This window comes from Gordonia jacobaea, from assembly GCF_001186365.1.
GTDB lineage: Bacteria > Actinomycetota > Actinomycetes > Mycobacteriales > Mycobacteriaceae > Gordonia > Gordonia jacobaea.
On sequence record NZ_LDTZ01000014.1, the window covers coordinates 271,075 to 293,439 of the forward strand.

The 22,365-nt window shown below is 65.5% G+C and carries 21 protein-coding genes; 12 read left to right on the top strand and 9 right to left on the bottom strand.

Features of this window, described 5'->3' with window-relative positions; translation table 11 throughout:
- The first annotated feature begins 118 nt into the window (after window positions 1–118).
- Window positions 119–1,243, top strand: coding sequence for a phosphoribosylformylglycinamidine cyclo-ligase (gene purM / locus ABW18_RS04240; protein WP_049698047.1), 1,125 nt, complete (start codon window positions 119–121; stop codon window positions 1,241–1,243).
- Between the two features lie 100 nt (window positions 1,244–1,343).
- Here the strand turns inward: purM and ABW18_RS22320 are convergent, their stop codons facing one another.
- From ABW18_RS22320 to ygfZ, 3 genes are all read right to left on the bottom strand, one after another.
- Entirely contained in the window at window positions 1,344–1,520 is a 177-nt protein-coding gene (locus ABW18_RS22320; RefSeq protein WP_005204191.1) for a DUF3073 domain-containing protein, read from the bottom strand.
- A gap of 120 nt (window positions 1,521–1,640) precedes the next feature.
- On the bottom strand, window positions 1,641–2,303 hold the full coding sequence (locus tag ABW18_RS04245) for an MOSC domain-containing protein (protein ID WP_049697746.1): 663 nt from the start codon (window positions 2,301–2,303) through the stop codon (window positions 1,641–1,643).
- Window positions 2,300–3,475: a CAF17-like 4Fe-4S cluster assembly/insertion protein YgfZ gene (ygfZ, locus tag ABW18_RS04250; protein ID WP_049698048.1), complete on the bottom strand. Its 1,176-nt coding sequence runs from the start codon at window positions 3,473–3,475 to the stop codon at window positions 2,300–2,302. Before ygfZ ends, ABW18_RS04245 begins: the two co-directional genes overlap by 4 nt.
- A gap of 41 nt (window positions 3,476–3,516) precedes the next feature.
- Between ygfZ and ABW18_RS04255 the strand changes: the two genes are divergently transcribed.
- The 5 genes from ABW18_RS04255 to cydC all read left to right on the top strand — a co-directional run bounded on the left by ABW18_RS04255 (window position 3,517) and on the right by cydC (window position 10,811).
- Complete coding sequence (locus ABW18_RS04255; protein WP_049697747.1) at window positions 3,517–4,395, top strand: aminodeoxychorismate lyase; 879 nt, start codon at window positions 3,517–3,519, stop codon at window positions 4,393–4,395.
- A 230-nt stretch (window positions 4,396–4,625) separates the two neighbouring features.
- Window positions 4,626–6,212, top strand: coding sequence for a cytochrome ubiquinol oxidase subunit I (locus ABW18_RS04260; RefSeq protein ID WP_049697748.1), 1,587 nt, complete (start codon window positions 4,626–4,628; stop codon window positions 6,210–6,212).
- Window positions 6,213–6,224: 12 nt separating this feature from the next.
- The gene (gene cydB / locus ABW18_RS04265) at window positions 6,225–7,301 is read left to right on the top strand and encodes a cytochrome d ubiquinol oxidase subunit II (RefSeq protein WP_049698049.1); all 1,077 of its coding nucleotides are present in this window, start codon (window positions 6,225–6,227) and stop codon (window positions 7,299–7,301) included.
- Window positions 7,302–7,306: 5 nt separating this feature from the next.
- Window positions 7,307–9,037 carry a thiol reductant ABC exporter subunit CydD gene (cydD, locus tag ABW18_RS04270; RefSeq protein ID WP_197494558.1) on the top strand — a complete coding sequence of 577 codons (1,731 nt, stop codon included), beginning with the start codon at window positions 7,307–7,309 and terminating at the stop codon, window positions 9,035–9,037.
- Window positions 9,030–10,811: a thiol reductant ABC exporter subunit CydC gene (gene cydC, locus ABW18_RS04275; RefSeq protein ID WP_049697749.1), complete on the top strand. Its 1,782-nt coding sequence runs from the start codon at window positions 9,030–9,032 to the stop codon at window positions 10,809–10,811. Before cydD ends, cydC begins: the two co-directional genes overlap by 8 nt.
- A 26-nt stretch (window positions 10,812–10,837) precedes the next feature.
- Here cydC and ABW18_RS04280 read toward each other — a convergent pair whose 3' ends face one another.
- Window positions 10,838–12,463: an HNH endonuclease signature motif containing protein gene (locus ABW18_RS04280; RefSeq protein WP_200903208.1), complete on the bottom strand. Its 1,626-nt coding sequence runs from the start codon at window positions 12,461–12,463 to the stop codon at window positions 10,838–10,840.
- Between the two features lie 478 nt (window positions 12,464–12,941).
- Between ABW18_RS04280 and ABW18_RS04285 the strand changes: the two genes are divergently transcribed.
- Window positions 12,942–13,391, top strand: coding sequence for a hypothetical protein (locus ABW18_RS04285; protein WP_231894252.1), 450 nt, complete (start codon window positions 12,942–12,944; stop codon window positions 13,389–13,391).
- Window positions 13,392–13,450: 59 nt separating this feature from the next.
- Here ABW18_RS04285 and ABW18_RS04290 read toward each other — a convergent pair whose 3' ends face one another.
- Entirely contained in the window at window positions 13,451–14,116 is a 666-nt protein-coding gene (locus ABW18_RS04290) for a heme-binding beta-barrel domain-containing protein (protein ID WP_049697750.1), read from the bottom strand.
- A 271-nt stretch (window positions 14,117–14,387) separates the two neighbouring features.
- Window positions 14,388–15,245 (bottom strand): alpha/beta fold hydrolase, encoded by an 858-nt coding sequence (locus ABW18_RS04300; RefSeq protein WP_049697751.1) that lies wholly within the window; start codon window positions 15,243–15,245, stop codon window positions 14,388–14,390.
- A gap of 57 nt (window positions 15,246–15,302) precedes the next feature.
- On the opposite strand from ABW18_RS04300, the gene ABW18_RS04305 reads away from it, so the two are divergent.
- A complete protein-coding gene (locus tag ABW18_RS04305; protein ID WP_049697752.1) occupies window positions 15,303–15,704 on the top strand; it encodes a helix-turn-helix domain-containing protein in 402 nt (133 codons plus the stop codon).
- 83 nt (window positions 15,705–15,787) lie between these two features.
- On the opposite strand, the gene ABW18_RS04310 is transcribed toward ABW18_RS04305, so the two are convergent.
- The 3 genes from ABW18_RS04310 to ABW18_RS04320 all read right to left on the bottom strand — a co-directional run bounded on the left by ABW18_RS04310 (window position 15,788) and on the right by ABW18_RS04320 (window position 18,318).
- Window positions 15,788–16,093: a DUF1416 domain-containing protein gene (locus ABW18_RS04310; RefSeq protein WP_005204217.1), complete on the bottom strand. Its 306-nt coding sequence runs from the start codon at window positions 16,091–16,093 to the stop codon at window positions 15,788–15,790.
- Between the two features lie 2 nt (window positions 16,094–16,095).
- Window positions 16,096–16,935, bottom strand: coding sequence for a sulfurtransferase (locus ABW18_RS04315; RefSeq protein WP_005204219.1), 840 nt, complete (start codon window positions 16,933–16,935; stop codon window positions 16,096–16,098).
- A 411-nt stretch (window positions 16,936–17,346) separates the two neighbouring features.
- Window positions 17,347–18,318, bottom strand: coding sequence for an LmeA family phospholipid-binding protein (locus ABW18_RS04320; protein ID WP_082938028.1), 972 nt, complete (start codon window positions 18,316–18,318; stop codon window positions 17,347–17,349).
- A 156-nt stretch (window positions 18,319–18,474) separates the two neighbouring features.
- On the opposite strand from ABW18_RS04320, the gene ABW18_RS04325 reads away from it, so the two are divergent.
- From ABW18_RS04325 to ABW18_RS04340, 4 genes are all read left to right on the top strand, one after another.
- Window positions 18,475–19,365 (top strand): winged helix-turn-helix transcriptional regulator, encoded by an 891-nt coding sequence (locus ABW18_RS04325; RefSeq protein ID WP_049697753.1) that lies wholly within the window; start codon window positions 18,475–18,477, stop codon window positions 19,363–19,365.
- Window positions 19,349–20,287, top strand: a complete 939-nt coding sequence (gene mshD, locus ABW18_RS04330) for a mycothiol synthase (protein WP_049697754.1) — start codon at window positions 19,349–19,351, stop codon at window positions 20,285–20,287. The genes ABW18_RS04325 and mshD overlap by 17 nt, the downstream gene beginning before the upstream one ends.
- A complete protein-coding gene (locus ABW18_RS04335; RefSeq protein ID WP_049697755.1) occupies window positions 20,253–21,251 on the top strand; it encodes an endonuclease/exonuclease/phosphatase family protein in 999 nt (332 codons plus the stop codon). The genes mshD and ABW18_RS04335 overlap by 35 nt, the downstream gene beginning before the upstream one ends.
- A 124-nt stretch (window positions 21,252–21,375) precedes the next feature.
- Window positions 21,376–22,362, top strand: a complete 987-nt coding sequence (locus ABW18_RS04340; RefSeq protein WP_231894258.1) for a glycosyltransferase family 2 protein — start codon at window positions 21,376–21,378, stop codon at window positions 22,360–22,362.
- Window positions 22,363–22,365: the final 3 nt, after the last annotated feature.

A 22,365-nucleotide genomic window follows, 5' to 3' on the forward strand; every position in this document is an offset into this window, starting at 1 on the left:
GGTGAACCTCACCCCGTGAGCCCCTCTGTGTGAACTGCTGCCTGTGGCGACTGCTTGCGCGCTCTCCGGTAGCGTGTGATCCGACCATCAGCGATTGCGAACAGGGGTGCGCGCCTACATGTCCGAGAAGGATTCGGTAGCCAACGAACCGAGTACGGGCGACTCGACGCCGACGGATGCCGGAGCGTCGTACGCGGCTGCTGGTGTCGACATCGACGCAGGTGAGCGCGCCGTCGAGCTGTTTGCTCCGCACGCAAAGCGCGCCACGCGACCCGAGGTGATGGGCGGACTGGGCGGGTTTGCCGGTTTGTTCGCACTCAAGGGCAACTACCGTGAGCCGGTCCTCGCTGCATCGAGCGACGGTGTGGGTACCAAACTCGCTGTCGCGCAGGCGGTCGGAAAGCACGACACCGTCGGACAAGACCTCGTCGCCATGTGCGTCGACGACCTCGTCGTGTGCGGTGCAGAGCCGCTGTTCCTGCAGGACTACATCGCCATCGGCAAGGTGATCCCGGAGGTCGTCGCAGAAATCGTCGCGGGCATCGCCGACGGCTGTGTGGCCGCCGGGTGTGCGCTGCTCGGCGGCGAGACGGCCGAGCACCCGGGACTGATGCTTCCCGATCATTACGACCTCTCGGCAACCGCTGTCGGGATCGTCGAGGCCGACGAACTGCTGTCGCCCGAACGTGTCCGCGCGGGCGACGTCGTGATCGCGATGGGGGCGTCGGGGCTGCACTCCAACGGATACTCACTCGCGCGCAAGGTGCTGCTCGAATGGGGCCATATGGATCTCAGTGGCCACGTGGAGGAGTTCGGGCGCACGCTGGGCGAGGAGCTCCTCGAACCGACCCGCATCTACGCGCGCGACTGCCTCGCACTGGCTGCGGAGACCGACGTGCGGATCTTCGCGCACATCACCGGCGGAGGACTCGCCGAGAACCTCTCACGCGTCATCCCCGACGGCCTGGTCGCCGAGCTCGAACGTGGAACCTGGACGCCCGCACCGATTTTCGCGCTCATCGCGCAGCGTGGCCGCGTCGAGCAGGCCGAGATGGAACGTACATTCAACATGGGTGTCGGGATGGTCGCCATCGTGGCGCCCGAGGACACCGACCGTGCGCTGGCAGTGCTGACCGCCCGCCACGTCGACAACTGGGTGCTCGGCTCGATCAAGCGTTCACCGGAACCGAAGAACCACGACGTCCCCAAGGTGACGGTCGTCGGAGAGCATCCCCGCTTCTAGAGCCTGGGAGTAAGCATCGTCGGTGATGCGCACGGGACTGCCGAGCGCATCACCGACGTGAATAAAAGGTCGTGCGGGTTACCGCAGGAGAAGGGACGCGTCAGGCGCGCTTCCACTCCTCCTCTTCGGCCCACTCGTCCACAGGATTCGGACGGTCCGCCGAATCGTCCGACCCCGACAGCTCGCGTTGCAAGCTGTCGAAGTCGGTGTGGGGAGTGGAGTACTTGAGCTGACGAGCAACCTTCGTCTGCTTTGCTTTCGCCCGGCCGCGGCCCATATGGGACCCCCTCGCACAATGACGGGGCGGCCAAACTAGTGGCGGCCCCGTTCTCTAGGTAGTGAATCTGTCGTGCTGACCAGTCTAGCGCGCCCAAACGGATTCTGTGGATTGCCCTGCCTATGCGCGAGCCAGCTTCTTGGTGGCTTCGCGGCGAACCTTGGGTGCGAGGTCGTCGTCGGCCAGCAACGCACGCAGTGAATCGCCGTCGGTCCCGGTGATCAGATGACGCACCCGCACACCGTGGTCGGGGCGGAAGACGACGCGGATGTCGTCGCCGGCGCCGACCGTGCCCGGGTGGAGAACCCGCAGGTAGGTGCCGACGTCTGTGCGGTCGAGGAACCGCTTGATCCACTGGGGTTCGTCAGCCCACGCGGCGAAGGTGCGGCACGGGATACGGGGAATCGTGGTTTCGAGGAGCAGCCCGTCGTCGCCGACGGCCCACTGTTCGCCGACCAGGGCGTCGGTCACGGGGAGGCCGGTGACCCGGAGGTTCTCGCCGAACCAGCCGTAAGGAAGTTCACGCCCGAGGGTCGTCGCCCACTCGTGTGCCTCCGCGTGGTCGTACGCGTAGACGGCCTGATCGAGTCCGCCGTGGTGTTTCTTGTCGCAGACGTGATCGGTGATGAGGCCTTCGTCGCCGACGGCCACCCTGCCCTGCTGGGGGCGTTTGTCGATCGCGCTCACTCCGACACGTCCCAGATCGACGTCGCGATCGGCGACGCAGACCGCCAGGACATGTCCGAGCAGTTCCTGCGGCTGATCGTTCGCCGATGCGCTCATCGGCCGCGCAGCTTGTCGATCGCGGCCCGTCCGGCCTGCACCCGGTCGTCGACCTTGATCGAGTCGGGATCGATGCGGGCGGGCAGTCCATCCCCGACCTCGAGCTCGACGTCGGGGCCGATTCCACTCTTGACCAGGGCCAGGGCGATCGGTCCGAGTTCGAAATGGTCGATGACGGTTCCGAGGCGTCCGACGGTGCGGCCGCCCGCGGTCACGGTGGCGCCCGGCTCGGGCTTGTCGTCGGCGCTGCCGTCGAGGTGTAGCAGGACGAGTCGTCGAGGTGGCTTGCCGAGATTGTGGACGCGTGCCACGGTCTCCTGGCCTCGATAGCAACCCTTGTCGAGATGGACGGCGCCGAACTCTTCCGGGCCGCCGATCCAGTTCAGCTCGTGGGGGATCGTTCGTTCGTCGGTGTCGATCCCGAGGCGGGGGTGCATGCCTGCGACGCGCAGCGCGTCGAATGCCCAGCTCCCGGCGGCACGTGCGCCGGCTTCGATCACGGTGTCCCACCAGCTCACGATCTGTGACTCGGGGACGACGAGGTCGACGACGGGCAGTACGCCTGATGCGTGCGGCCCCTCCGACAGCGGCGGCATGATGCGCCAGAAACCGAGCGGCTCTTCTTCGTGGTGGGCTTCGGGGAGGTCGCCCGCGGTGTACGGCGCGGCGTCGGGGTCGATGTCGAGGACTTCGGCGATCGGTCCGCGCAGCACGTCGGGGCCGATGAGGGTCAGCACCTTCATGTCGGGTCGGGCCGCGGGTGCGACGTCGGACCAGAAGATCATCTTGGTGAAGAAGTCGAGAAGCGGAGTTCCGCGATCGCCCTCGGTGTCGATCCAGGTGACCTCGTCGACGTCGGTGACGACGAAGTGGTCTTCGATGCGCCCGTTGATGTCGAGGGACAGCGACTCGGCGCTGAGTCGATCGGCGAGATGGCTCACATGCTGGCTGCTGATGTTGTGCAGCCAGGCGAGGCGATCGGAGCCGGGGACCTCGATCACCGCACGATCGGAGCGGTCGATGATGACGGCACCGCGCACGGCGGCTCGCTGTTCGCCGAGGGGATCGCCGTAATGCCACGCGAGCGTCGTCGACGAATCGTCTGCGGGAGAGTGCGGGTCAGCGACCGCGCCCTTGGTGGAATACCTGGTCAAGATCGGGGAGGGCGCCACCTCACTGATTCTACGCAGCGAACGCACTAGCCTCGTGGACTATGTCGCACTCGATCCTGATGACCCTCGACGGTGAGCGCCACGAGCCTGACGAACCGTTCCTGCACGCCGACGACCTCGCCGCGGTGCGTGGCGACGGCATCTTCGAGACGCTGCTCGTGCGCGGGGGCCGCGCGCGGTGCGTCGGACTGCACCTCGAGCGCCTCACGCGCAGTGCGGCGATGCTCGACCTCCCCGAGCCCGACGTCGACGCGTGGCGTGAGCTGATCGACGTCGCGGCCAAGCAGTGGACCGCCGATGCGCCACAGGGTGCCGAGGGCCTTGCGCGCCTGGTCTATTCGCGAGGCCGGGAGAGTGCGGGCGCGGACGGTCCGCCCACGGCGTATCTGACGGTGGGACCTGTCGCCGATCGGGTGACGGCGGTCCGACGCGACGGTGTCTCGGTTGTGACGCTCGACCGTGGCTATTCGATCGATGCAGCTGCGAGCTCGCCCTGGCAGCTCCTCGGAGCGAAGACGCTGAGTTATGCGACCAATATGGCGGCACTGCGCCACGCGACGGCACAGGGATTCGACGACGTCATCTACCTGAGCGCGGAGGGTGCGGTTCTCGAGGGTCCGCGTTCGACGGTCGTCGCCGTCTATGACAAGACGTTGGTCACGCCTCCCACCGAAGTCGGCATTCTTCCCGGGACCACGGCGAGGGCCACGTTCGCATTGGCCGAGAAGGAGGGCTGGCGCACCGAGACGCGAATTCTGCGGACCGCGGACCTGATTGCTGCGGATTCGTTTTGGCTCGTGAGTAGCGTCACGTTGGCGGCTCGGGTGACCGCACTTAATAGATACGTAACGCCCGTGGCGTCGAATACTGAGCAGTTCGCCGATTTGGTGGACCGTGCCATCTGCGATGACTCAGAATAGGCAGGTCGGCGGCTTTGCCTTGTTGATGTACTCGTCGAGACGCCGGCGACACTGTGAGACACGGCTCATAACTTCATCCTGACGACGGGACCTTTGGCTGCTTGTCCCCAGGATCGGCCCAGCGTAGCGTCGTCGACAACGAGCTACTACGTGGTGTCGTAGCAAGCTCGTGTTTTCGTACCAGGACGCGTCTCCCAGCCCGGGGGCGCGGCTATGAGATTCGAGACGCGATGAACGCTCTGGATTTGTCACGATGGCAGTTCGGAATCACGACTGTCTATCACTTCATTCTTGTTCCGCTGACCATCGGTCTTGCGCCGATGATCGCGATCATGCAAACGGTCTGGTACAAGACCGGGAATGAGCAGTGGCTGAGGGCCACGAAATTCTTCGGGAAGCTCTTCCTGATCAATTTCGCCCTCGGTGTCGCAACCGGCATCGTGCAGGAGTTTCAGTTCGGAATGAACTGGAGTGAATACAGCAGGTACGTCGCCGACGTCTTCGGTGCGCCGCTGGCACTCGAGGGGCTGATCGCCTTCTTCCTCGAATCGACGTTCCTCGGATTGTGGATCTTCGGCTGGAGTCGTTTGCCGCGGGCCATTCACCTCGCGACGATCTGGTTGGTCACGATCGGTGTGACCGCGTCGGCGTACTTCATCATCGCCGCGAACTCGTTCATGCAGCATCCTGTCGGCGTCGAGTGGAGCGACGAGCGGAATCGCCCCGCCATGAACAACTTCTGGGCTGTGATCACCAACAGCACGACTCTTGCCGCGTTCCCACACGTGATCGTGGGTGCGTGGTTGACCGCGGCAACCTTCGTCGCGGCCATCGGCGCGTGGTGGATGGCTCGAAACATGTGGCGCGCCAAGAAGTTGCGCGAGGCCATCAAGACCGGCGACACCTCCGACATGCCCAAGACCACGTCGCCCAGCCAGATCGACGCCACGCCAGAGGATCTGGAACGAGATGCACGACGTCTCTGGCGCCCGGTCACCCGGTTCGCGTGCTGGGTGGCGATCGTCTCGGGAGTACTGCTGATCATCACCGGCGACTACCAGGCGCAGATCATGTTCAAACAGCAGCCGATGAAGATGGCCGCCGCCGAATCACTGTGTGAGACACAGACGAATGCGGGCTTCTCCGTGCTCTCCATCGGTAGGCAGAACAACTGCGACAACATCGACCACGTGATCGAGATCCCCGGCATGTTGTCGTTCATGGCTACTCATCGCTTCAACCAGACCCTCCAGGGTGTCAACGAGTTGCAGCGGGAGTACACCGAGAAGCTGGCGGGCACTCCCGGCGTCCCACCGAATCAGAACTTCGCCCCGAACCTGTTCGTCACCTACTGGGGATTCCGCGCGATGATCACGTGGGCTCTCGGATCGGTCATCGTCGCGTTCGGCGGACTGTGGTTGACACGGAAGAAGAAGGTGATCAGCTCACGCAAATTCGGTTTGATTGCGCTGTGGATGATCCCAACTCCGTTCCTGGCCAACGCATCCGGTTGGATCTTCACCGAGATGGGACGCCAGCCGTGGGTGGTGGCGCCGAACTGGCAGGACAACCTCGACCCGACGCGAATACACATGCTGGTGCAGAACGGCGTCTCCAATCACACGGCCCCGATCGTCTGGGTGACGCTGATCGGCTTCACGCTCCTCTATGGCGCACTCGGCGTCGTCTGGTTCCTGTTGCAGCGCCGCTACATCATCGAGGGCCCCGGTCCACACGACGACGTCCCGCCGGTGCTCGACAACGATGTCACCGACCACGATGCCGATGGTCCCAAGCAACTGTCGTTCGCGTACTGAGGAGTGGGAGAGATGCTCGGAAACCTCTGGTTCATCATCGTCGCCATTCTGTTCGTCGGATACTTCGTCCTCGAAGGCTTCGACTTCGGTGTCGGCATGCTCATGCCGTTCCTGGGACGCAGTCATACCGGCGGCGACAGCAAGGTATCTGCTGACGACGACGCAGCCGACAACGACAAACGACGTCGCGTTCTGCTCAACACGATCGGGCCGGTGTGGGACGGCAACGAGGTCTGGCTGCTGACGGCGGGCGGCGCGCTGTTCGCCGCGTTCGGCGGGTGGTACGCGACCATGTTCTCGGCGCTGTACCTGCCGCTGTTCCTCATCCTGGTCGGCCTGATCGCCCGTGTCGTCTCGATCGAATGGCGCGGCAAGATTAACAATCCCAAGTGGCGGCAGTGGTGCGACATCGGTATCGGACTCGGCTCGTGGATTCCCGCCATTCTGTGGGGCGTCGCATTCGCCAATGTCGTTCGTGGTCTGCCGATCGACGAGGCGCATCAGTACACGGGCGGGTTCTTCAACCTTCTCAACCCCTACGGTCTCTTGGGTGGACTCACGACGCTGCTGGTGTTCCTCACCCACGGTGCGATCTTCCTCAGCCTCAAGACCGGTGGTGTGCTGGAAGAGGATTCGAAGAAGTACGCCAAGGTGCTCGCCATTCCGACGCTGGTCGTCGCGGCAGTCTTCCTGCTGTGGACTCAGTTCGCCTACGGCAACGGCTGGACGTGGATCCCGGTGTTGATCGCGGCCGTCGCAGCGGTTGTCATGGTGATCGCCACGCAGGCCGAGAGAGAGGGAATCGCGTTCACCGCCAACGCGATTGCCATCGCCGGTACGGTTGCCTCGCTCTTCGCGTGCCTGTTCCCGAATGTGCTGCCGTCGACGACCGATTCGGCGTTCAACCTGACCGTCGAGAACACGGCGTCGAGCGACTACACCCTCACGGTGATGACGATCGCCGCGGTGGTCGTCACCCCGATCGTGATCGCGTACCAGGCCTGGACGTACTGGGTGTTCCGCAAGCGGCTGTCGGTTGACCAGATCCCAGAGTCGATCGGGTTGTCGTCGCTGAAGGCGTGGGAGTAAGCCCGGTGGGCGCCCCGGCAGACAGCCGGGGTGGCCCAGCGGCCTCGGGCGCACAGCGTCGTGGGGGTCCGCCTCTCGATCCTCGCCTGCTCAAATATTCGCCGACGACCCGCCGCTACGTTGCGGTGACCGCGATCTCGGCGTCGATCACCACCGTCGCGATGCTCGTCGCCGCGGCGATGACGGCGTCGATCCTGTCGGAGATCATCGTCGATCCGGCGCGCAGGTCGATCTCGGCGCAATCGACGCATCTGTGGATCCTGGCCTGCGCGTTGGCGGTTCGCGTGATCATGTCGTACGCGCATGACCGGTATGCGCACCGCGCGTCGGCGTCGACCATTGCCGAGCTGCGCGCGCGTGCACTGCGTGTGTTGACCGATCCCGACCGCACCCCGACGCGAGAGTTGGTGCGGCGCAGGGAGCATGCGACGACGGTCTTGCTGCGCGGACTCGACGCCCTGGGGCCGTACCTGTCGGGCTACGTCCCGGCATTGATTGTGACCGTGCTGGTGACCCCGACCGTCGTGGTCGTGATCGCACTTGCCGATTGGCCGTCGGCGTTGATCATCATCATCACGTTGCCGCTCATTCCGTTGTTCATGATCCTCATCGGACTGATGACGCGGGATCGAACCGAGCGCAAGCTCAAGACGATGAGCACGTTGAATTCGCAAGTGCTCGACCTGATCGCGGGTCTGCCCACGTTGCGTGCGCTCAATCGTGCGCAGGCGCCCGCGGCGCGGGTTGCCGAGTTGGGGCGAGAACACAAGCGCAGCACCATGTCCGGGCTGCGGGTGGCGTTTCTCTCCGGTGGTGTTCTCGAGTTCTTGGCGACGCTGTGTGTCGCTCTGGTCGCGGTTGGCATCGGATTGCGGCTGGTGTTCGGCGATATGAGCCTCTACGCCGGTGTCTTCGCGCTCATCCTCGCGCCCGAGGCGTATCTGCCCCTACGCCAAGTGGGTGCGCAGTTCCACAACTCGGCCGACGGGGTCGCCGCGGCGGACGAGGTGCTCGAGCTGATCGATTCCGGCGATGTCACGGCACCGTCGACCTCTCGCCGGACGCGCACGTGCACTGTTGCGGGAGAACCGATCCGGCTTCTCGACGTCGGCGTCCACGGGCGTGATGGCTGGGCGCCCTACGGTCTGACCACCACCGTGGAACCCGGACAGTTCACGTTGTTCACCGGTCCTAACGGTGCGGGTAAGTCGACGGCCGTCGCGACGATGCTGGGCCTGATCGCACCCGACGACGGATCGGTGCTTGTCGGTTCGATCCCGGTCGCAGAACTCGAACCGACCGCGTACCACGAGCAGGTCATCTGGCTGCCCCAGCAGCCGGTCATCGTGCCCGGCACGGTCGCCGAGAATCTCGCGCTGTTCGGGCAGGTGCCGCCCGAATCATTCGAGACGGCTGCCGCGGCAACAGGATTCGACGTCGTCGTGGACTCCTTGCCGAACGGGCTCGACACCGAACTCGGGGCTGGTGGTGTCGGTCTGTCGGCCGGCCAGCGTCAACGACTGGCGTTGACACGTGCTTTGGCGTCGCCGGCGCCGCTGCTGTTGCTCGACGAACCGACAGCACACCTCGACGCGGCGTCGGAGGCATCGGTGCTCGGTGCGCTCGCTCGTCGCGCGTGGGCGGGCGACACCGTGGTCGTCGTCGCGCATCGTCCGGTTGCTCGTGCCTATGCCGACAGCATCGTCGAGTTTCCGGAGGTGATCGGCGTTGGCTGACAACAGGACCGGGTGGCGCAGCGATCCGCTTGTCCGTGCGCTGGGTTTCCTGGATCTGAAGTGGAAGCCGGTTGCGCGGTCGCTTCTGCTCGGAGTCGCCGGTGCGCTGTCGGCGTTGGGCTTGGCCGCACTGTCTGCGTGGCTGATCACGCGTGCCTGGCAGATGCCGCCTGTGTTGTTTCTGTCGGTCGCGATCACCGCGGTACGCGCACTGGGTATTTCGCGTGGTCTGTTCCGCTACCTGGAACGGCTGGCGACACACGATCTGGCGCTCGGCGGCATGGCGACGGCGCGGGAACGTCTCTACCTCGCGCTGGCCACCGGCTCGCCCGCGTACTCGGTCACGTTGCGGCGTGGTGATCTGCTCACCCGGACCGGCGACGACATCGACGAATTGGGTAACGCCCTGATCCGTGGGCTGATCCCGATCGGCGTCGGATTCACCACGTCGCTCGCGGCGATCATCATCATGGCGTTCGTATCCGGTTGGGCCGCAGTCGTGTTGGCGGTGGCGCTCATCGTCAGCGGAGTCGTGGCGCCGTGGCTCGCAGCGCGTGGGTCGGCGCGGGCCATCGCCGACAGTGCCGCCGCAACTACACGGGCTGCCGACACCGCGTCCACCGCACTCTGGCATGCGCCGGAACTCATCGTCGGGCGGCGTCGTGACGCGGTGTTGGCCGACGCCCGTGCCGCGGACGAGGATGCCATCGCTGCTGCCGATCGTGGTGTCCGGGTGCAATCACTCGCAGCAGCGGCCACACCGCTTGCGCTGGGGGTGTCGCTGCTGGCTGGCTGCCTGATCGGTATCCACCTGGCGTCGTCGACGTCCGGTTCCCTCGCCGACGTCGCGAGCGGCCACGGACTGACCCCGATGATCCTCGGCGTGCTGATTCTGTTGCCGCTCTCCGCATTCGAATCGACGGCACCGCTGACCGAGGCGGGCATCCAACTGGAGCGCAGCCGCCAGAGCGCGGCGCGTGTGATGGCGCTGGTCGACGGTGCCCGCGCTGAAGGTGCCGACGTCGACCGTGCTCACGTGGACGTTACGGGGGACGCTGCCGACGACATCGACGTGCCGGTACACGTTGGGCCGGTGACGATGCAGCTCGATCAGCTGAGGTGGGGGTGGCCCGCCACGTCCGACGCCACACCGCCGACGCTCGGCCCTGAACAGGGCATCTCCCAGGTGCTGCCGCCGGGATCGCGACTTGCCGTTGTCGGGCCGAGCGGCATCGGGAAGTCGACGCTCCTGCTGACCATCGCCGGTCTGCTCGAGCCGCGTGCCGGTTCGGTGAGTGCCACCGATCAGGACGGTACTCCTGTCGCATTGCGCTCGGCCGCATGCTATTTCGCCGAGGAGGCTCACATCTTCTCGACGACGCTCGGTGAGAACCTGCGCGTGGCGCGCGGCGACGTGACCGACGACGAGATGCGCGCGGCGCTGGGCGCCGTCGGACTCGGTGAGTGGGTGGCCGGTCTACCCGATGGCCTCGACACGGTACTGACCGGTGGGGCGGAGGCGATCAGCGGTGGGCAGCGTCGTCGACTATTGCTTGCCCGCGCACTGCTGCACCGGGCACCGGTGGTGCTGCTCGACGAGCCGACCGAACACCTCGACGCCGCAGACGCCGAGCAGTTGCTCGCCCGACTGCTGACGCCGGTGGGGGGCATGTTCGGACCCGATCGCACTGTGGTGGTCGTGACGCATCAGCCGCCGCGCGCGGAGTCTGCTGACTTCGTGCGGATCGAATGGGAACCGGTCGGCTCCCAGTAGGTTGGCAATTCTCGGTAGGCGATTGCTCAGTAGGGCGGCGGGTTCTCGTCGTTCCAGCGCTTTTCGGCACGTTCGAGTCGACGACGTTTGGCGTCGTGTGCGGCGTTGATTCGTCGATTGGCCGGGTGATCGGGTGGTTTCAGCCTGCGCAGGCCTCGGAAGAGGTTGAAGCCGGTGAACGCATTGCCGACGAAGGTGTGCCCGGTGGGGGAGACGAACAGAGTTGTCCCCATCACGGTCTGCAGGTCGCGCCAGTTGCCGAAGGTCTTGATCCTGTGGTGAAACCTGCACAGCGGCTTGAGGTTTGCCGCTACGGTGGCGCCTCCAGCCTGCGGATTGCTGCGGTTGAAAGCCTCGCCGTGGTCGACGTCGGCGCGCCACACCGGGTTGCTGCACCCGGGGAATGTGCAGCACAGCTCACCCGAGCGGATCAGCGCGTCGAGCTTCTTGCTCGGCGTGTACCGCAGTGCCGATGAGGCGGCACGCTCGTTGATCGTCGCGGGGTCGAGGAAGTCGATCCCGGCAGCCGTGAGTAGTTTTCGAATCGTCTCCGCATCGACGACGCCATGTCCGTCGATGAATCCCGGCTTGTCGTCGTCGCCATTGATGGTCGACTCGTTGACGACGACGTGGATGATCGCCCTCGGCGACGGCGGAATCATCTGTGCCGGTGCGGCGGCTTGGTCGGGCAGGTCGTCGGTTGGTTCGCTTACCGCCTCCGAGAGGTCGTCAGACAGCGCGCAGGCCTCGCACCTACACGTGAGGTGGCTCTCGCCGTGCGCGAAGGCGGTCAGGGCGTCGGCTCGACGTTGTGCGTGAGTGCGCGGGTCGGCGTCGTGAACAGCACGGGCCATCGCGTTGAGCCGAGCGTCGATCATGACACCGGACTCGATGGGAAGCGTCCCGCTGATACGGGACTGTCCCGGCTGGTGCCGGTCGGGCCGTACCTGCACGTCGCGGTCGTGTTCGACGAGCTCGCGCTGCCGTTTGACCGCGGGAGGGTCGAGTTGTGCGACGACGCTGTCGACGAGTGCCTTGAGGCGAGTCGTCGACATTTTGTTGCGCGCCAGCAGTGCCGAGGCGATTCGGGCGTCGACGTCGGCGATGGTGTCGGGTCCGCAAAGGGCGGTGCGCGAAAGGACGATGAGGAATTGGGACAAGTCGAGACGTCCGCACGCCAGTACCGAGCCGGTGAGCGGTAGGCGATAGCGGACGGCATGCCCCGCGGTAATCAGCTCACGCGCCTTGGCGGGCGAGACCGAGAGGACCGCGCCGACGTCGGCGATGGTGCGCTCGAGTCCGTCCGGGCCGAACCGGGCGCGCGGATTACCGCCGGATCTGGCCAGCGTCGCCAGCGCGTGCAGATCCTCCGGGGAATCAGCGGGGCCGGGGTGCGCTTCGCCGATCTCTGAGCCGTAGTCTTCCTCGTGCTCTTCGTGAATCAGGCTGATAGCCTGCAGCATTCGATAATCGGCGCTGGCGCGAACGGACGCGCAATGCGCGATGATCTCGACCAGGTCGGTCTTCGACAGTTCTTCGTCCTCGCACATCTGCTCGACGATCGGCGGCATCGTCGGCGCGCCAAAGCGCTCGGGATCCGACGACGCGCCGGGCGCGCCCGCGCCGGCGTCGAGAGTGGTTTCCAAGGACATGAACCAAACATACATTCGAGGTCTGACAAGAATTCTGAACGCAGATCCGACCTCGGCATACGCAGCGAAAAATGCGTTGCGGGCATGTTGTTGCGGGCGTACTTTCGGTCGTACACGAGAAAGGAGGTGGTCTGAAGTTGTATGACATACGGACACGTGAGGTGGCCATCCGCTAACGGCGGACCGCCTGTGACTTAAGCAGTTTCGCCCGTTGGCGAATACCAGATGGTCACCCGACCCCCGCATCCGGCCGTCCGGCCGATGTGCCCGTGCATGACGGGTGATGCGGGGGTCGTTCCATGTCTCGGGCTGTTCCGTGTCTGGGTTCTTTCGCGGCCTGAGGTAGTGCGGCAGCCTCGGCCTGTCGGGCAATTCCGACAACGAGTAGTGCATTACGCATGCGGCCGCCGAGTCCGGGGAGTGAACTTCGTGTCAGTAGCACACCCGTTACCCGTGATTCGTGACAGCCAGGAGGCCGATGATGAGAACAACCAGCGCGGTCAGATCTCTCCACGCGCGCATGCACGAGTCGTCGAATCGCACTGCCGCGGTGCGCAGCCGCTATCTCACCACCGAGGATCCGGAGTGGACCAACGACGGGCCGACCAATTGGATCATCGGGACGGTGGAGAACCTCGGCTACAGCCGACTCGGTATCGCAGGTGCCGCATCTGGCCACCTTGTCTTGCACAATGACGGCCTCGCCGACCTGGCGATCCTCTCCGCCCCCGGCGTCTGCGGGACCGCCGATGCGCTATTCACCTATTTGCCGCGCGGCACGTCGCGCATCCTGCCCGACACCGAGTTCCACATCCTGCAGGGTGAGCGTCGAGGCGGGCGCCCGGTGCTGGTGGGAGAGATCATCGACGACGGCCCGCTCGCGCTCCAGTTCTTCTTCGACGGCCCGCCGCCGCAACTGCGTGGGTGATCAGGCAGCCAATTCGACGATCAGCTGGCAGCCGCGGCACAGCTCGCGGGGTGCGCTGACTATCCGACGAAACGACGCAGCTTCGCGGACAGGCGCGGCGTGAGGTCGCCGTCGGAGTCGACGCGCTCTTCGACGTAGGCGAGGTCGCCGTCGGGAACGATGCCGTAGAGGCGCTTGGCGTTGCCGGCGGGGGCGCTGGTCTCCGAGCGCACGACGGCGTCGGTGGTGAGATTCCACGACGTCTGATTCAGCGGCCGACCGTAGAACAGCTCGACCCATCCCTCGGCATGGGCGAGGAGAAGTTCGATGGAGTCGTCCTCGGTGATCCGCCAATAGCCGGTCTCACGCTGGTCGGGACGCAGGAAGTTGGCGTCCTCGTCGATGACCCAGGAGCGCGACTCCCAGTTCAGGAAGTTCTGCCCGTCATGACTGACGACGATCTGCTGTGCGAAGTGGTAGTCGGTGTGGGTGACGGGATCGTGTCCCTCGCCCTCGCCACGCCACACTCCCACGAGCGGTAGTAGCGCGAGAAGTCCCTGGTGGAGGTCCGCACCGAGCCGCAGGTTGGCGGTATCGGCCTTCAGCGGCAGATCGTCCCACGCGGGTACGTTGCGTTCGCGGCTGCCTGACTCGGCAGCGCGCGAATCGGCCTGGCTGATCGCCTCGTCGCCTGATCTACGGGCGGCGACGGCGTCGTCGGGCTGTGCGTCCTCCGGGGAGGTCACGATTCGTCTGTGACCAGTCGGTAGAGCACGTACAGCGCAAACCAGGTGATCAGGACGGCCGCGAGGACCAGCAAGATTTCGAAGAAGATGACCACGGTTAGATTCTAACTCCGATGCGCGGGCGGTAGTTCACTGAGGTCGACCACACTCGGCTGTGTCGCTTGGCGCCCGCGCCGTCGAGTCGGATCACTGTGCCGTGCCGCGTCCGCCCTGGGCCGCAGACGGTGTTGATGGTGGGTCGGCTCCGACCATGGCCCACGCGGCGACGGCGCTATGGGGCCGGTTGCCGCGCAAGCCATGCGCGAACGGCCGCCGTCACCGCAGAAGGGTCTTCGACGGGCGTGAGGTGTCCGACGTCGTCGAGCACGACGACCCCCGGGTGATCTGGGAATCTGGACTGGAGTTCATAGGCCTGCCCGAGCGGTATCCACGGATCATCCCGACCCCAGCCGATACGAACCGGGCTGCGTGTGGCTTCCAGTCGATTTGCCACTGGGCGGGTGTCCGCTGCGCTGAGTGCTGTGATCTGCCGGTAGAACGCCGCCTGTCCGACGGGGCCGAGCCACTGGGAGGCGAGCGCCTCGACGTCTTCGTCGGGTAACGGCCGAAAGGCTGCTGCGGCAATGTATTCCTTGACCAGTGCCGCATGTAGATGTGCTGGGAGCTGCTCGAAGACATGTGCGTTCTCGGCAACCAGCCGGAAGAAGGGCGACCCCCACGGGTCCAGGGTGACGACGTCCCAGAGGAACACGTCTGCGTACTCGACGCCGTTGAGCAGATGTGCGCGGAGTGCGACGGCGCCTCCGATGTCGTGCGCAATGACATGTGGCCGCTGCAATCCCCACAACTCGATGAGCGAGCCCAGTCGTACGGCTTGCGCGGCCAAGTCGGTCGTGACTGCCGCGCTCTTCTCCGACTCGCCATAGCCGGGCATGTCCCAGAGAAAAACTCGGTAGTCGCGACTCAAGTCGGTGGCAACACTGGTCCAGACCTGAGACGACCATGGCGTGCCGTGGCACAGCACGATGTCGCCCGCCGAGGCCGTTGGGGGCTCGAGAATCCTTGTCGCGATAGAGGTTTCGTCCACGGTGATGATCGAAGCGGTTGGCAGCGGATCGTGTGTCATCATGGCGACACGCTAAAACCTCAGGTTGACCTGAGGTCAAGACGGAAGGTCGTACGGAAAGTGAAGATCGGAGAGGCTTCCAGGCGAGTTGGCGTCGACGACCACGTGCTACGCCACTGGCACGACCTCGGTGTGGTCGTACCCGATCGCGCAGCGTCGGGCCACCGTTTGTACACGGAGGAGCACATTCGTCGCATCCGCATAGTTCAGGCCTGCCAGAGCGTCGGCATGAGTCTTGCCGAGATCCGGCTGGTGCTGCACCGCGACGAAGAAGGTCGTACGGAACTGATCGAGCAGAAGCTCCGATGGATACGTTCACAACGCGCCCAGCTGGCGGACGCGGAGAGTTTCCTCGAACACGTCATCGGTTGCAGGCATGATCTGCTCAGCCGGTGCCCCGACTGCACGCGGTACGCATCGACCTATCCGCCGAACAAACAGGCCCGGCCACCCTGCGGGTGACCGGGCCTGCTCTGCGAATCAGCAGCCTCAAAAGCGTTGCGCTACTTCAGAACTGCGCTACTTCGAGATTGCGACTCTTTTGTCTACTTCGAGACGGTGATGTCCTTGTCGTGAACGCCGGGGCCCTCGGGGCTGACGGTCACGTCGCCGTTGCCGACCGACGAGAGGGCGCGCAGCGTCCAGGTGCCGGGGGCGGCGAAGAAGCGGAAGTCGCCGGTGGGGCTTGCGACGACCTCGGCGGTGAACTCACCGGTCGAGTCGAGCAGTCGCACGAACGCGCCCGCAACCGGGTTACCGGATGCGTCGGTGACCTGTCCGGTCAGGACGGTCTCCTTCTCGACGTCGACGCCCGCGGGCAACTTCTGTCCCTGCTTGGGTGCAGCACACATACTTACTTTCCTTCTCCCAGTTCAACCGGAACGCCGACCAGCGAACCGTATTCGGTCCAGCTGCCGTCGTAGTTCTTCACATTCGTCTGTCCGAGCAGCTCCTGCAGCACGAACCAGGTGTGGCTCGAGCGCTCACCGATACGGCAGTACGCGATGGTCTCCTTCGAGCCGTCGAGGCCCGCTTCCTTGTACAGCTCGGCGAGGTCGTCGTCGGACTTGAAGGTGCCGTCTTCGTTGGCAGCCTTGCTCCACGGCACGTTGATGGCGCCGGGGATGTGGCCGGGACGCTGGCTCTGCTCCTGCGGGAGGTGCGCGGGAGCCAGGATCTTGCCGGAGAACTCGTCAGGGCTACGCACGTCGACGAGGTTCTTCACGCCGATGGCGTCGACGACCTCGTCGCGGAAGGCGCGGATCGAGTTGTCGGGATCGGCAGCCTTGTACTCGGTCGCGGGACGCGAGACGGCGTCGGTCGACAGCGGGCGGCCGTCGAGCTCCCACTTCTTGCGTCCACCGTCGAGCAGCTTGACGTCCTGGTGGCCGTAGAGCTTGAAGTACCAGTACGCGTAAGCGGCGAACCAGTTGTTGTTGCCGCCGTAGAGGACGACGGTGTCGTCGTTGGAGATGCCGCGCTCGCTGAGCAGCGCGGAGAACTGCTCGCGGTCGACGAAGTCGCGACGGACCGGATCCTGCAGATCGGTCTTCCAGTCGAGCTTGACGGCGCCTTCGATGTGGCCGCCGTCGTAAGCGCTGGTGTCCTCGTCGACCTCGACGAAGACGACCTTGTCGTTGTTCAGGTTCTGCTCAGCCCAATCAGCGCTGACCAGGACGTCGGAACGTGCCATGTCTGGTTCCTTCCAGAGGTGGGATTTCTCGGTAAGTGTGTCCGGTCACCGGAGTGATGAGAATGGGCCGGACGTCGGTCGAATGACGGTCGAACGATGACGGCGGCATCTGAGGAGATGCGGACTTGCGATGTCACGAGCGCGCACACTGCACACACCGGCCGTCACCTGTGGTGAGCGTGCCGAGGTGGCGCGATCACCGGACTAGAGACAGCAACAGTCGGCGACGCGACAGAAGTCGATCGCCCGCCGACGGGTGAGCAGAAGCTCACGGCGCAGTTGCATGCCAACGAGGGTACAACAGCCACCCCGTGACACTTCAATAGCGGCCCCCGTGATTTCGACTGCGACGACGAGTTGCGCTGGCGCGCGGCGGCGGAGTTACGCTCGCGCGCTGAATGCCGACGGTGGTCAGAAGTCTCTCGGGCGAAGATCGCGCGGACCGGTGTCGGCGACGAGGAGTACGTCGCTTCCCTCGCTGTGCGCACCCGTGGCAGTGATGCCCCACGGTAGGGGGAGGGGTGGCAGCGTCGTCGAAAATCGTTGCAGCACTTGGGCGCGCAGCGCCGCGTTGTCGGGGCCGTCGAGTTCGGGAGCGCTCTCGTGTTCTTCCGGGCCGTCGTAGAAGTCGGTGGCCTGCAGGTGTAGCCGACCGTCGCGGATCGAGAGGTCGACGCTCACGCTCACCTTTGCTTTGCGACCCCGATATTCCGACGCCGACGGGGTGTCCGCGGGGACGGGCGTGGTCTCGGGTCCTGCGGAGGGCAGAGGACTATCGGATGGGGGCAGGGCGACGGTTCCGGTCAGCAGCACCCCGGATGATCGGTGCAGCAGGCCGTCCTGCGGGCCACCGCCGCCTGCCTTGCCCTCGGGAGCGGGAGTGTTCACCGTGAGGTCGAGGATGCCCAGGAATCGGCCGAGATTGACCGAGTCCAGCCGTGTATACGCGTCGACCGACTCGGTGTGCATCGTGTCCGACGGCCCGATGTTCCACCCGTCGGGCACAGACAGCGTCCCGAGACGGGCGCCGAGTTCTGCGGTACACCCGCGTCGGATCTGGCAGCCGGCCACCGCGACGCCGCGCGCGGTGATGGTCGCACCGGAGAACTCGCCGCGTGACGCGTGTGTCACGTAGGGGAATCCGCTGAGCGTGACCTCGGGATCGAAGGTGATCTGCGGCGAGGCCTGCAACGATCGCGACAGGCGGTACTCGCCGCGCGCGGCGGCGCCGAGATCGGCGAGAAACGCCCCGACCAGCACTACGACGACGACACAGACGCCGACGATGAGTGCGCGACGGGCGCGGAATGTGCCGCGCTCGTGGCTGCCCGACGCAGTTGCGCCACCCCCGTCGGCTGCCTTGTTAACAGCAGAACCCGACATTGGCGCTATTCTGTCATCTATCGCGCACACGGTGGTAAGCCGACGTAAACAATGAGGTTCGTTCGTGTGTGATGCTGACGTCCCGGCGAACTTCTGCCCGGCGGTCGCAGTAGTAGTGGTGGAGTTCAGGGCGGGAAGACGAGATCGGAGTATCACGTGGATCTCTTGTTATTGACAGCCGATCCGAATCCGGAGGCGGTGCTGCCATCCCTGTCGCTGCTCGCGCACACGGTCCGTGTGGCACCCACCGAGGTGTCGTCGCTGATGGAGGCCAGTAACGCCGACATCGCCATCGTCGACGCGAGAACAGACCTCGCCGCGGCACGCGGATTGTGCAGACTCCTCGGCAGCACCGGCTCAGCCGTGCCGGTGGCTGCGGTGCTGACCGAAGGCGGGCTCGTCGCGGTCAACGCCGACTGGGGCCTCGACGAATTCCTCCTCCCGGCGACCGGACCAGCCGAACTCGACGCGCGGCTTCGGCTTCTGGTCGTTCGTACCCGTGGGGTGGGCACGGAGGAGGCGTCCGGCAAGGTCACGCTGGGTGAACTCGTGATCGACGAGGGCACGTACACCGCTCGACTGCGAGGGCGCCCGCTCGACCTCACCTACAAGGAGTTCGAACTCCTCAAGTACCTCGCGCAGAACGCGGGCAGGGTGTTCACCCGCGCACAACTACTGCAAGAGGTGTGGGGTTACGACTTCTTCGGCGGCACGCGAACGGTCGACGTCCACGTCCGACGCCTGCGCGCCAAACTCGGCAGCGAGCACGAGTCGCTCATCGGGACCGTGCGCAACGTCGGATATAAAGCAGTACGTCCGACGCGCGGTCGCGGCGCAGGCTCCGGAGCGGCCAGCGACTACCCGGTCGACGATGACATTGCCGACGATGACATTGCCGATGACGGTCTGTCCGACAGCGATATTGCTGAGAATGCAGATCTCGATGACGACCTCGACGGTGGGGACGTGAATGAGGACGCCAGGTCTGCGGGCGACTCCTTCGACGCCTCGGGATTCGGTGAGGAGTTCAGTGCCAGCGGAAGCTGACGCGATCGGAGACACCCCGGTCGTCACCGATCGACTCGACGCCGCCGGTGTCGCGCACGCACGCCGACTGGTGGCCGACGCGACCAGCGCCGACGATGTCGGCCCGCTGTCCGAGCAGTCCGTCCTGTCCATCGACGACGCCGCCGGATCTCACGCGGAGTCGGGCGTGCGTCACGTCGTCTCGACGGCCGGCTACGCCAACATCACCCCCGGACGCGAGGGGGAGCCCTCGATGATCGAGGGGGTCGTCGACCCGGCCCTGCGCCGCCGCGGGCACGGGAAGGCCCTGTTCGACGCAGCATTCGACGCCGCGCGCGCTGTCTCGAATCCCGACGGCCCGACGCCCCGCGCCTGGGCGCACGGCGATCTCCTCGGCGCGCAGGCGCTCGCGGCGAGCATGGGCCTGCACAAGCAGCGGGAGCTGCTACAACTGCGCCGCGACGTCGCAGCCGACGGGTCTGATCTACCACCGCTGGTCGTCGACCCGTCGATCGAGCTGCGCACCTACGCCGGACCCGCCGACGACGCGGAGATCCTCCGGGTCAACAACGCCGCGTTCGCGTGGCACCCGGAGCAGGGCGGATGGTCGTCGGAGCAGATCACCGAACGGACATCGGCCGAGTGGTTCGACCCGGCCGGGCTGTTCCTCGCCTACGACGTCGACGACCCGACGACGCTGCTCGGCTTCCACTGGACCAAGCAGCAGGACGCCGATCTCGGCGAGGTCTACATCGTCGGGGTCGACCCGGCGGCTCAGGGCCGTGGCCTGGGCCGGATGCTCACGCTGGCCGGGCTTCACTACTTTGCCGACCGTCGGATCGGGACTGTGATGCTGTACGTCGAAGGCGACAACACCGCAGCCCTACACACCTACGAGAGGCTCGGGTTTGCCCGATACGCCGTCGACGTCGCGTACGGCTGAGTCGGGCAGGACCGGGTCGAGTCGGCTGCGCCGAGCGCTGACGATCATCGGTTGCCTGCTGGCCGCGGTCGGTCTTCTCGGGGCCGTTGCGCATGCTGTGCCATTCGTCAGCAACACCTGGGCACGATTGGCCGCGGGCACCCCGATCCTGATCGTGATCGGGATCGTCGGTCTGGTGGTGTTGCTCGCGTCGCGGGCATGGATGTGTGCTGTCGTCGCTGCAGTCGTCGTCGCCATCGGGATCGGCACACAGGTACCGCTCTTCGTCGGGACCGACGAAGCGCGCGCGGCGTCGGACATCACCGTCATGCAGGCGAACATCTATCTCGGACAGGCCGACGCCGCGTCGGTGGTGCGGGAGATACGCGACAATCGCGTCGACATCGCCACCGTCGTCGAACTCACCGACGACGCGATCGGCAAGCTCGACGCCGCCGGAATCGCCAGTGCGCTGCCGTATCGGTTCGTGGTTCCGAGGCGGGGTGGGGGCGGGGCCGGCATCTACTCGCGCTACCCGTTGACCGACGAGTTCCGCATCGGCAAGATGGCGATGGCCAATCTGCGGGCCGTCGTCGACCTGCCGGGTGTCGGGCGTCGCGCCATCTATGCGCTTCATCCCATACCGCCGTGGCCGGAGCCGGCGTGGCGGTGGGCGTACGAGGTCGATCTGCTGTCCTCGACGCTGGGTGAGGAGCGACTCCCGCTGATCCTCGGCGCCGATTTCAACTCGACCTACGATCACGCACGCTTTCGGCGGTTGCTCGCGCAACCGCCGGGTCTCGTCGACGCCGCTGACCACCTCGGGGCGGGGATCGTCGCAACGTATCCCGCCAACAGGCGCTTTCCGCCCGTGCTCGCTCTCGATCGGGTGATGACGCGCGGCGGTCCGATGCCGACGAGCTTTCGTCGAGTCGAGTTGCCCGGTTCCGACCACACCGGCGTGATCGCCACGGTCAGGCCCTGACCTCGTCCGCGGCGGTGCCCGACAGGCGCATGGTATCGCGGTTAGGCTACCCTTACGCGGAGTGATTTTGAGGGGAGCGCATCTCGCGATGTTTCAATCCGCCACGAGCCGGACTCGACTGACGATGCAAGACGTGTCGGTGTCTGTTGTCGTGCCGGTCTATCGCAGCGCTGCCTACATCGAGGCATGTGTGCGCTCGATAATCGACCAGCACGCTCCGGTCGACGAGATCGTGCTCGTCGATGATCGCGGCGGTGACGATTCCATCGAACGGGCAGAAGCCGTGCTCGCTGATGGGGAGGTCGCGCATCGGGTCGTGCGTATGCCACACAACAGCGGTGTGGGGCCGGCACGCAACGCGGGACTTGCGGCAGCGTCGGGAAACATCATCTGGTTCTTCGACAGCGACGACATCGCCGACGCGGCGTTCACGGCGACAATGCTGGACCAACTGCTTCGTTCCGACGCCGATTTCGCCACGTGCACAACGCGATTCGTCGACGAGAGTGGGGTACCGACGGGAGATTTCACTCCGGTACTTCCGACCGGCGCGCTCTCCGGCGACGAGTACGCGAACCTATTGCTGCGCAGTAGGGCACGGTCGTATGCCAGTGGAAAACTCTTCCGCCGTGACGTTCTCGGCGACGACCCCTGGGGTACGCGCCGCGCGTACGAGGATTTGTCGACCATCGCGCGGGTGGCGCTGGACTCACGCGCCGTGGCGACGGTGCCAGAGGCGTTGTACCGCTATCGACTTCGCAACGATTCGGTGTCGCACCGTGTCACGGCCGACACGCGCGCGATCTTCGAGATGGGCGACGAGGTCCTCGAGATGCTCGACACCGTTCCCGACACGAGGCAATGGCGTTCGACTGCAAGGTCATTCGTGTATCGAGAGGTTCTGATCCCCGCGGCGCACATGGCGATGCGCGCAGAGCACGAAGGCGGTGCGGGCCCCATGACGAACGAACTGCTGCGCATCGCTCGTGCTCGCGTATCGCGTCGGGACGTGCTCCCGCTGCTCGCGGCGGGTGAGATGCGCTCTGCCGTCTTCGCCGTCGCGATGCTGACAGCACCGCACCGCTACGCGAATGCGTTGCGGCACAGGTGATGC

Bases quoted from the DNA above. Each gene is read 5' to 3' on its own strand.
- purM (WP_049698047.1), top strand. From the start codon at position 119: ATGTCCGAGAAGGATTCGGTAGCCAACGAACCGAGTACGGGCGACTCG.
- ABW18_RS22320 (WP_005204191.1), bottom strand. From the start codon at position 1,520: ATGGGCCGCGGCCGGGCGAAAGCAAAGCAGACGAAGGTTGCTCGTCAG.
- ABW18_RS04245 (WP_049697746.1), bottom strand. From the start codon at position 2,303: ATGAGCGCATCGGCGAACGATCAGCCGCAGGAACTGCTCGGACATGTC.
- ABW18_RS04255 (WP_049697747.1), top strand. From the start codon at position 3,517: ATGTCGCACTCGATCCTGATGACCCTCGACGGTGAGCGCCACGAGCCT.
- ABW18_RS04260 (WP_049697748.1), top strand. From the start codon at position 4,626: ATGAACGCTCTGGATTTGTCACGATGGCAGTTCGGAATCACGACTGTC.
- cydB (WP_049698049.1), top strand. From the start codon at position 6,225: ATGCTCGGAAACCTCTGGTTCATCATCGTCGCCATTCTGTTCGTCGGA.
- ABW18_RS04280 (WP_200903208.1), bottom strand. From the start codon at position 12,463: ATGTCCTTGGAAACCACTCTCGACGCCGGCGCGGGCGCGCCCGGCGCG.
- ABW18_RS04285 (WP_231894252.1), top strand. From the start codon at position 12,942: ATGATGAGAACAACCAGCGCGGTCAGATCTCTCCACGCGCGCATGCAC.
- ABW18_RS04300 (WP_049697751.1), bottom strand. From the start codon at position 15,245: ATGATGACACACGATCCGCTGCCAACCGCTTCGATCATCACCGTGGAC.
- ABW18_RS04310 (WP_005204217.1), bottom strand. From the start codon at position 16,093: ATGTGTGCTGCACCCAAGCAGGGACAGAAGTTGCCCGCGGGCGTCGAC.
- ABW18_RS04315 (WP_005204219.1), bottom strand. From the start codon at position 16,935: ATGGCACGTTCCGACGTCCTGGTCAGCGCTGATTGGGCTGAGCAGAAC.
- ABW18_RS04320 (WP_082938028.1), bottom strand. From the start codon at position 18,318: ATGTCGGGTTCTGCTGTTAACAAGGCAGCCGACGGGGGTGGCGCAACT.
- ABW18_RS04340 (WP_231894258.1), top strand. From the start codon at position 21,376: ATGCAAGACGTGTCGGTGTCTGTTGTCGTGCCGGTCTATCGCAGCGCT.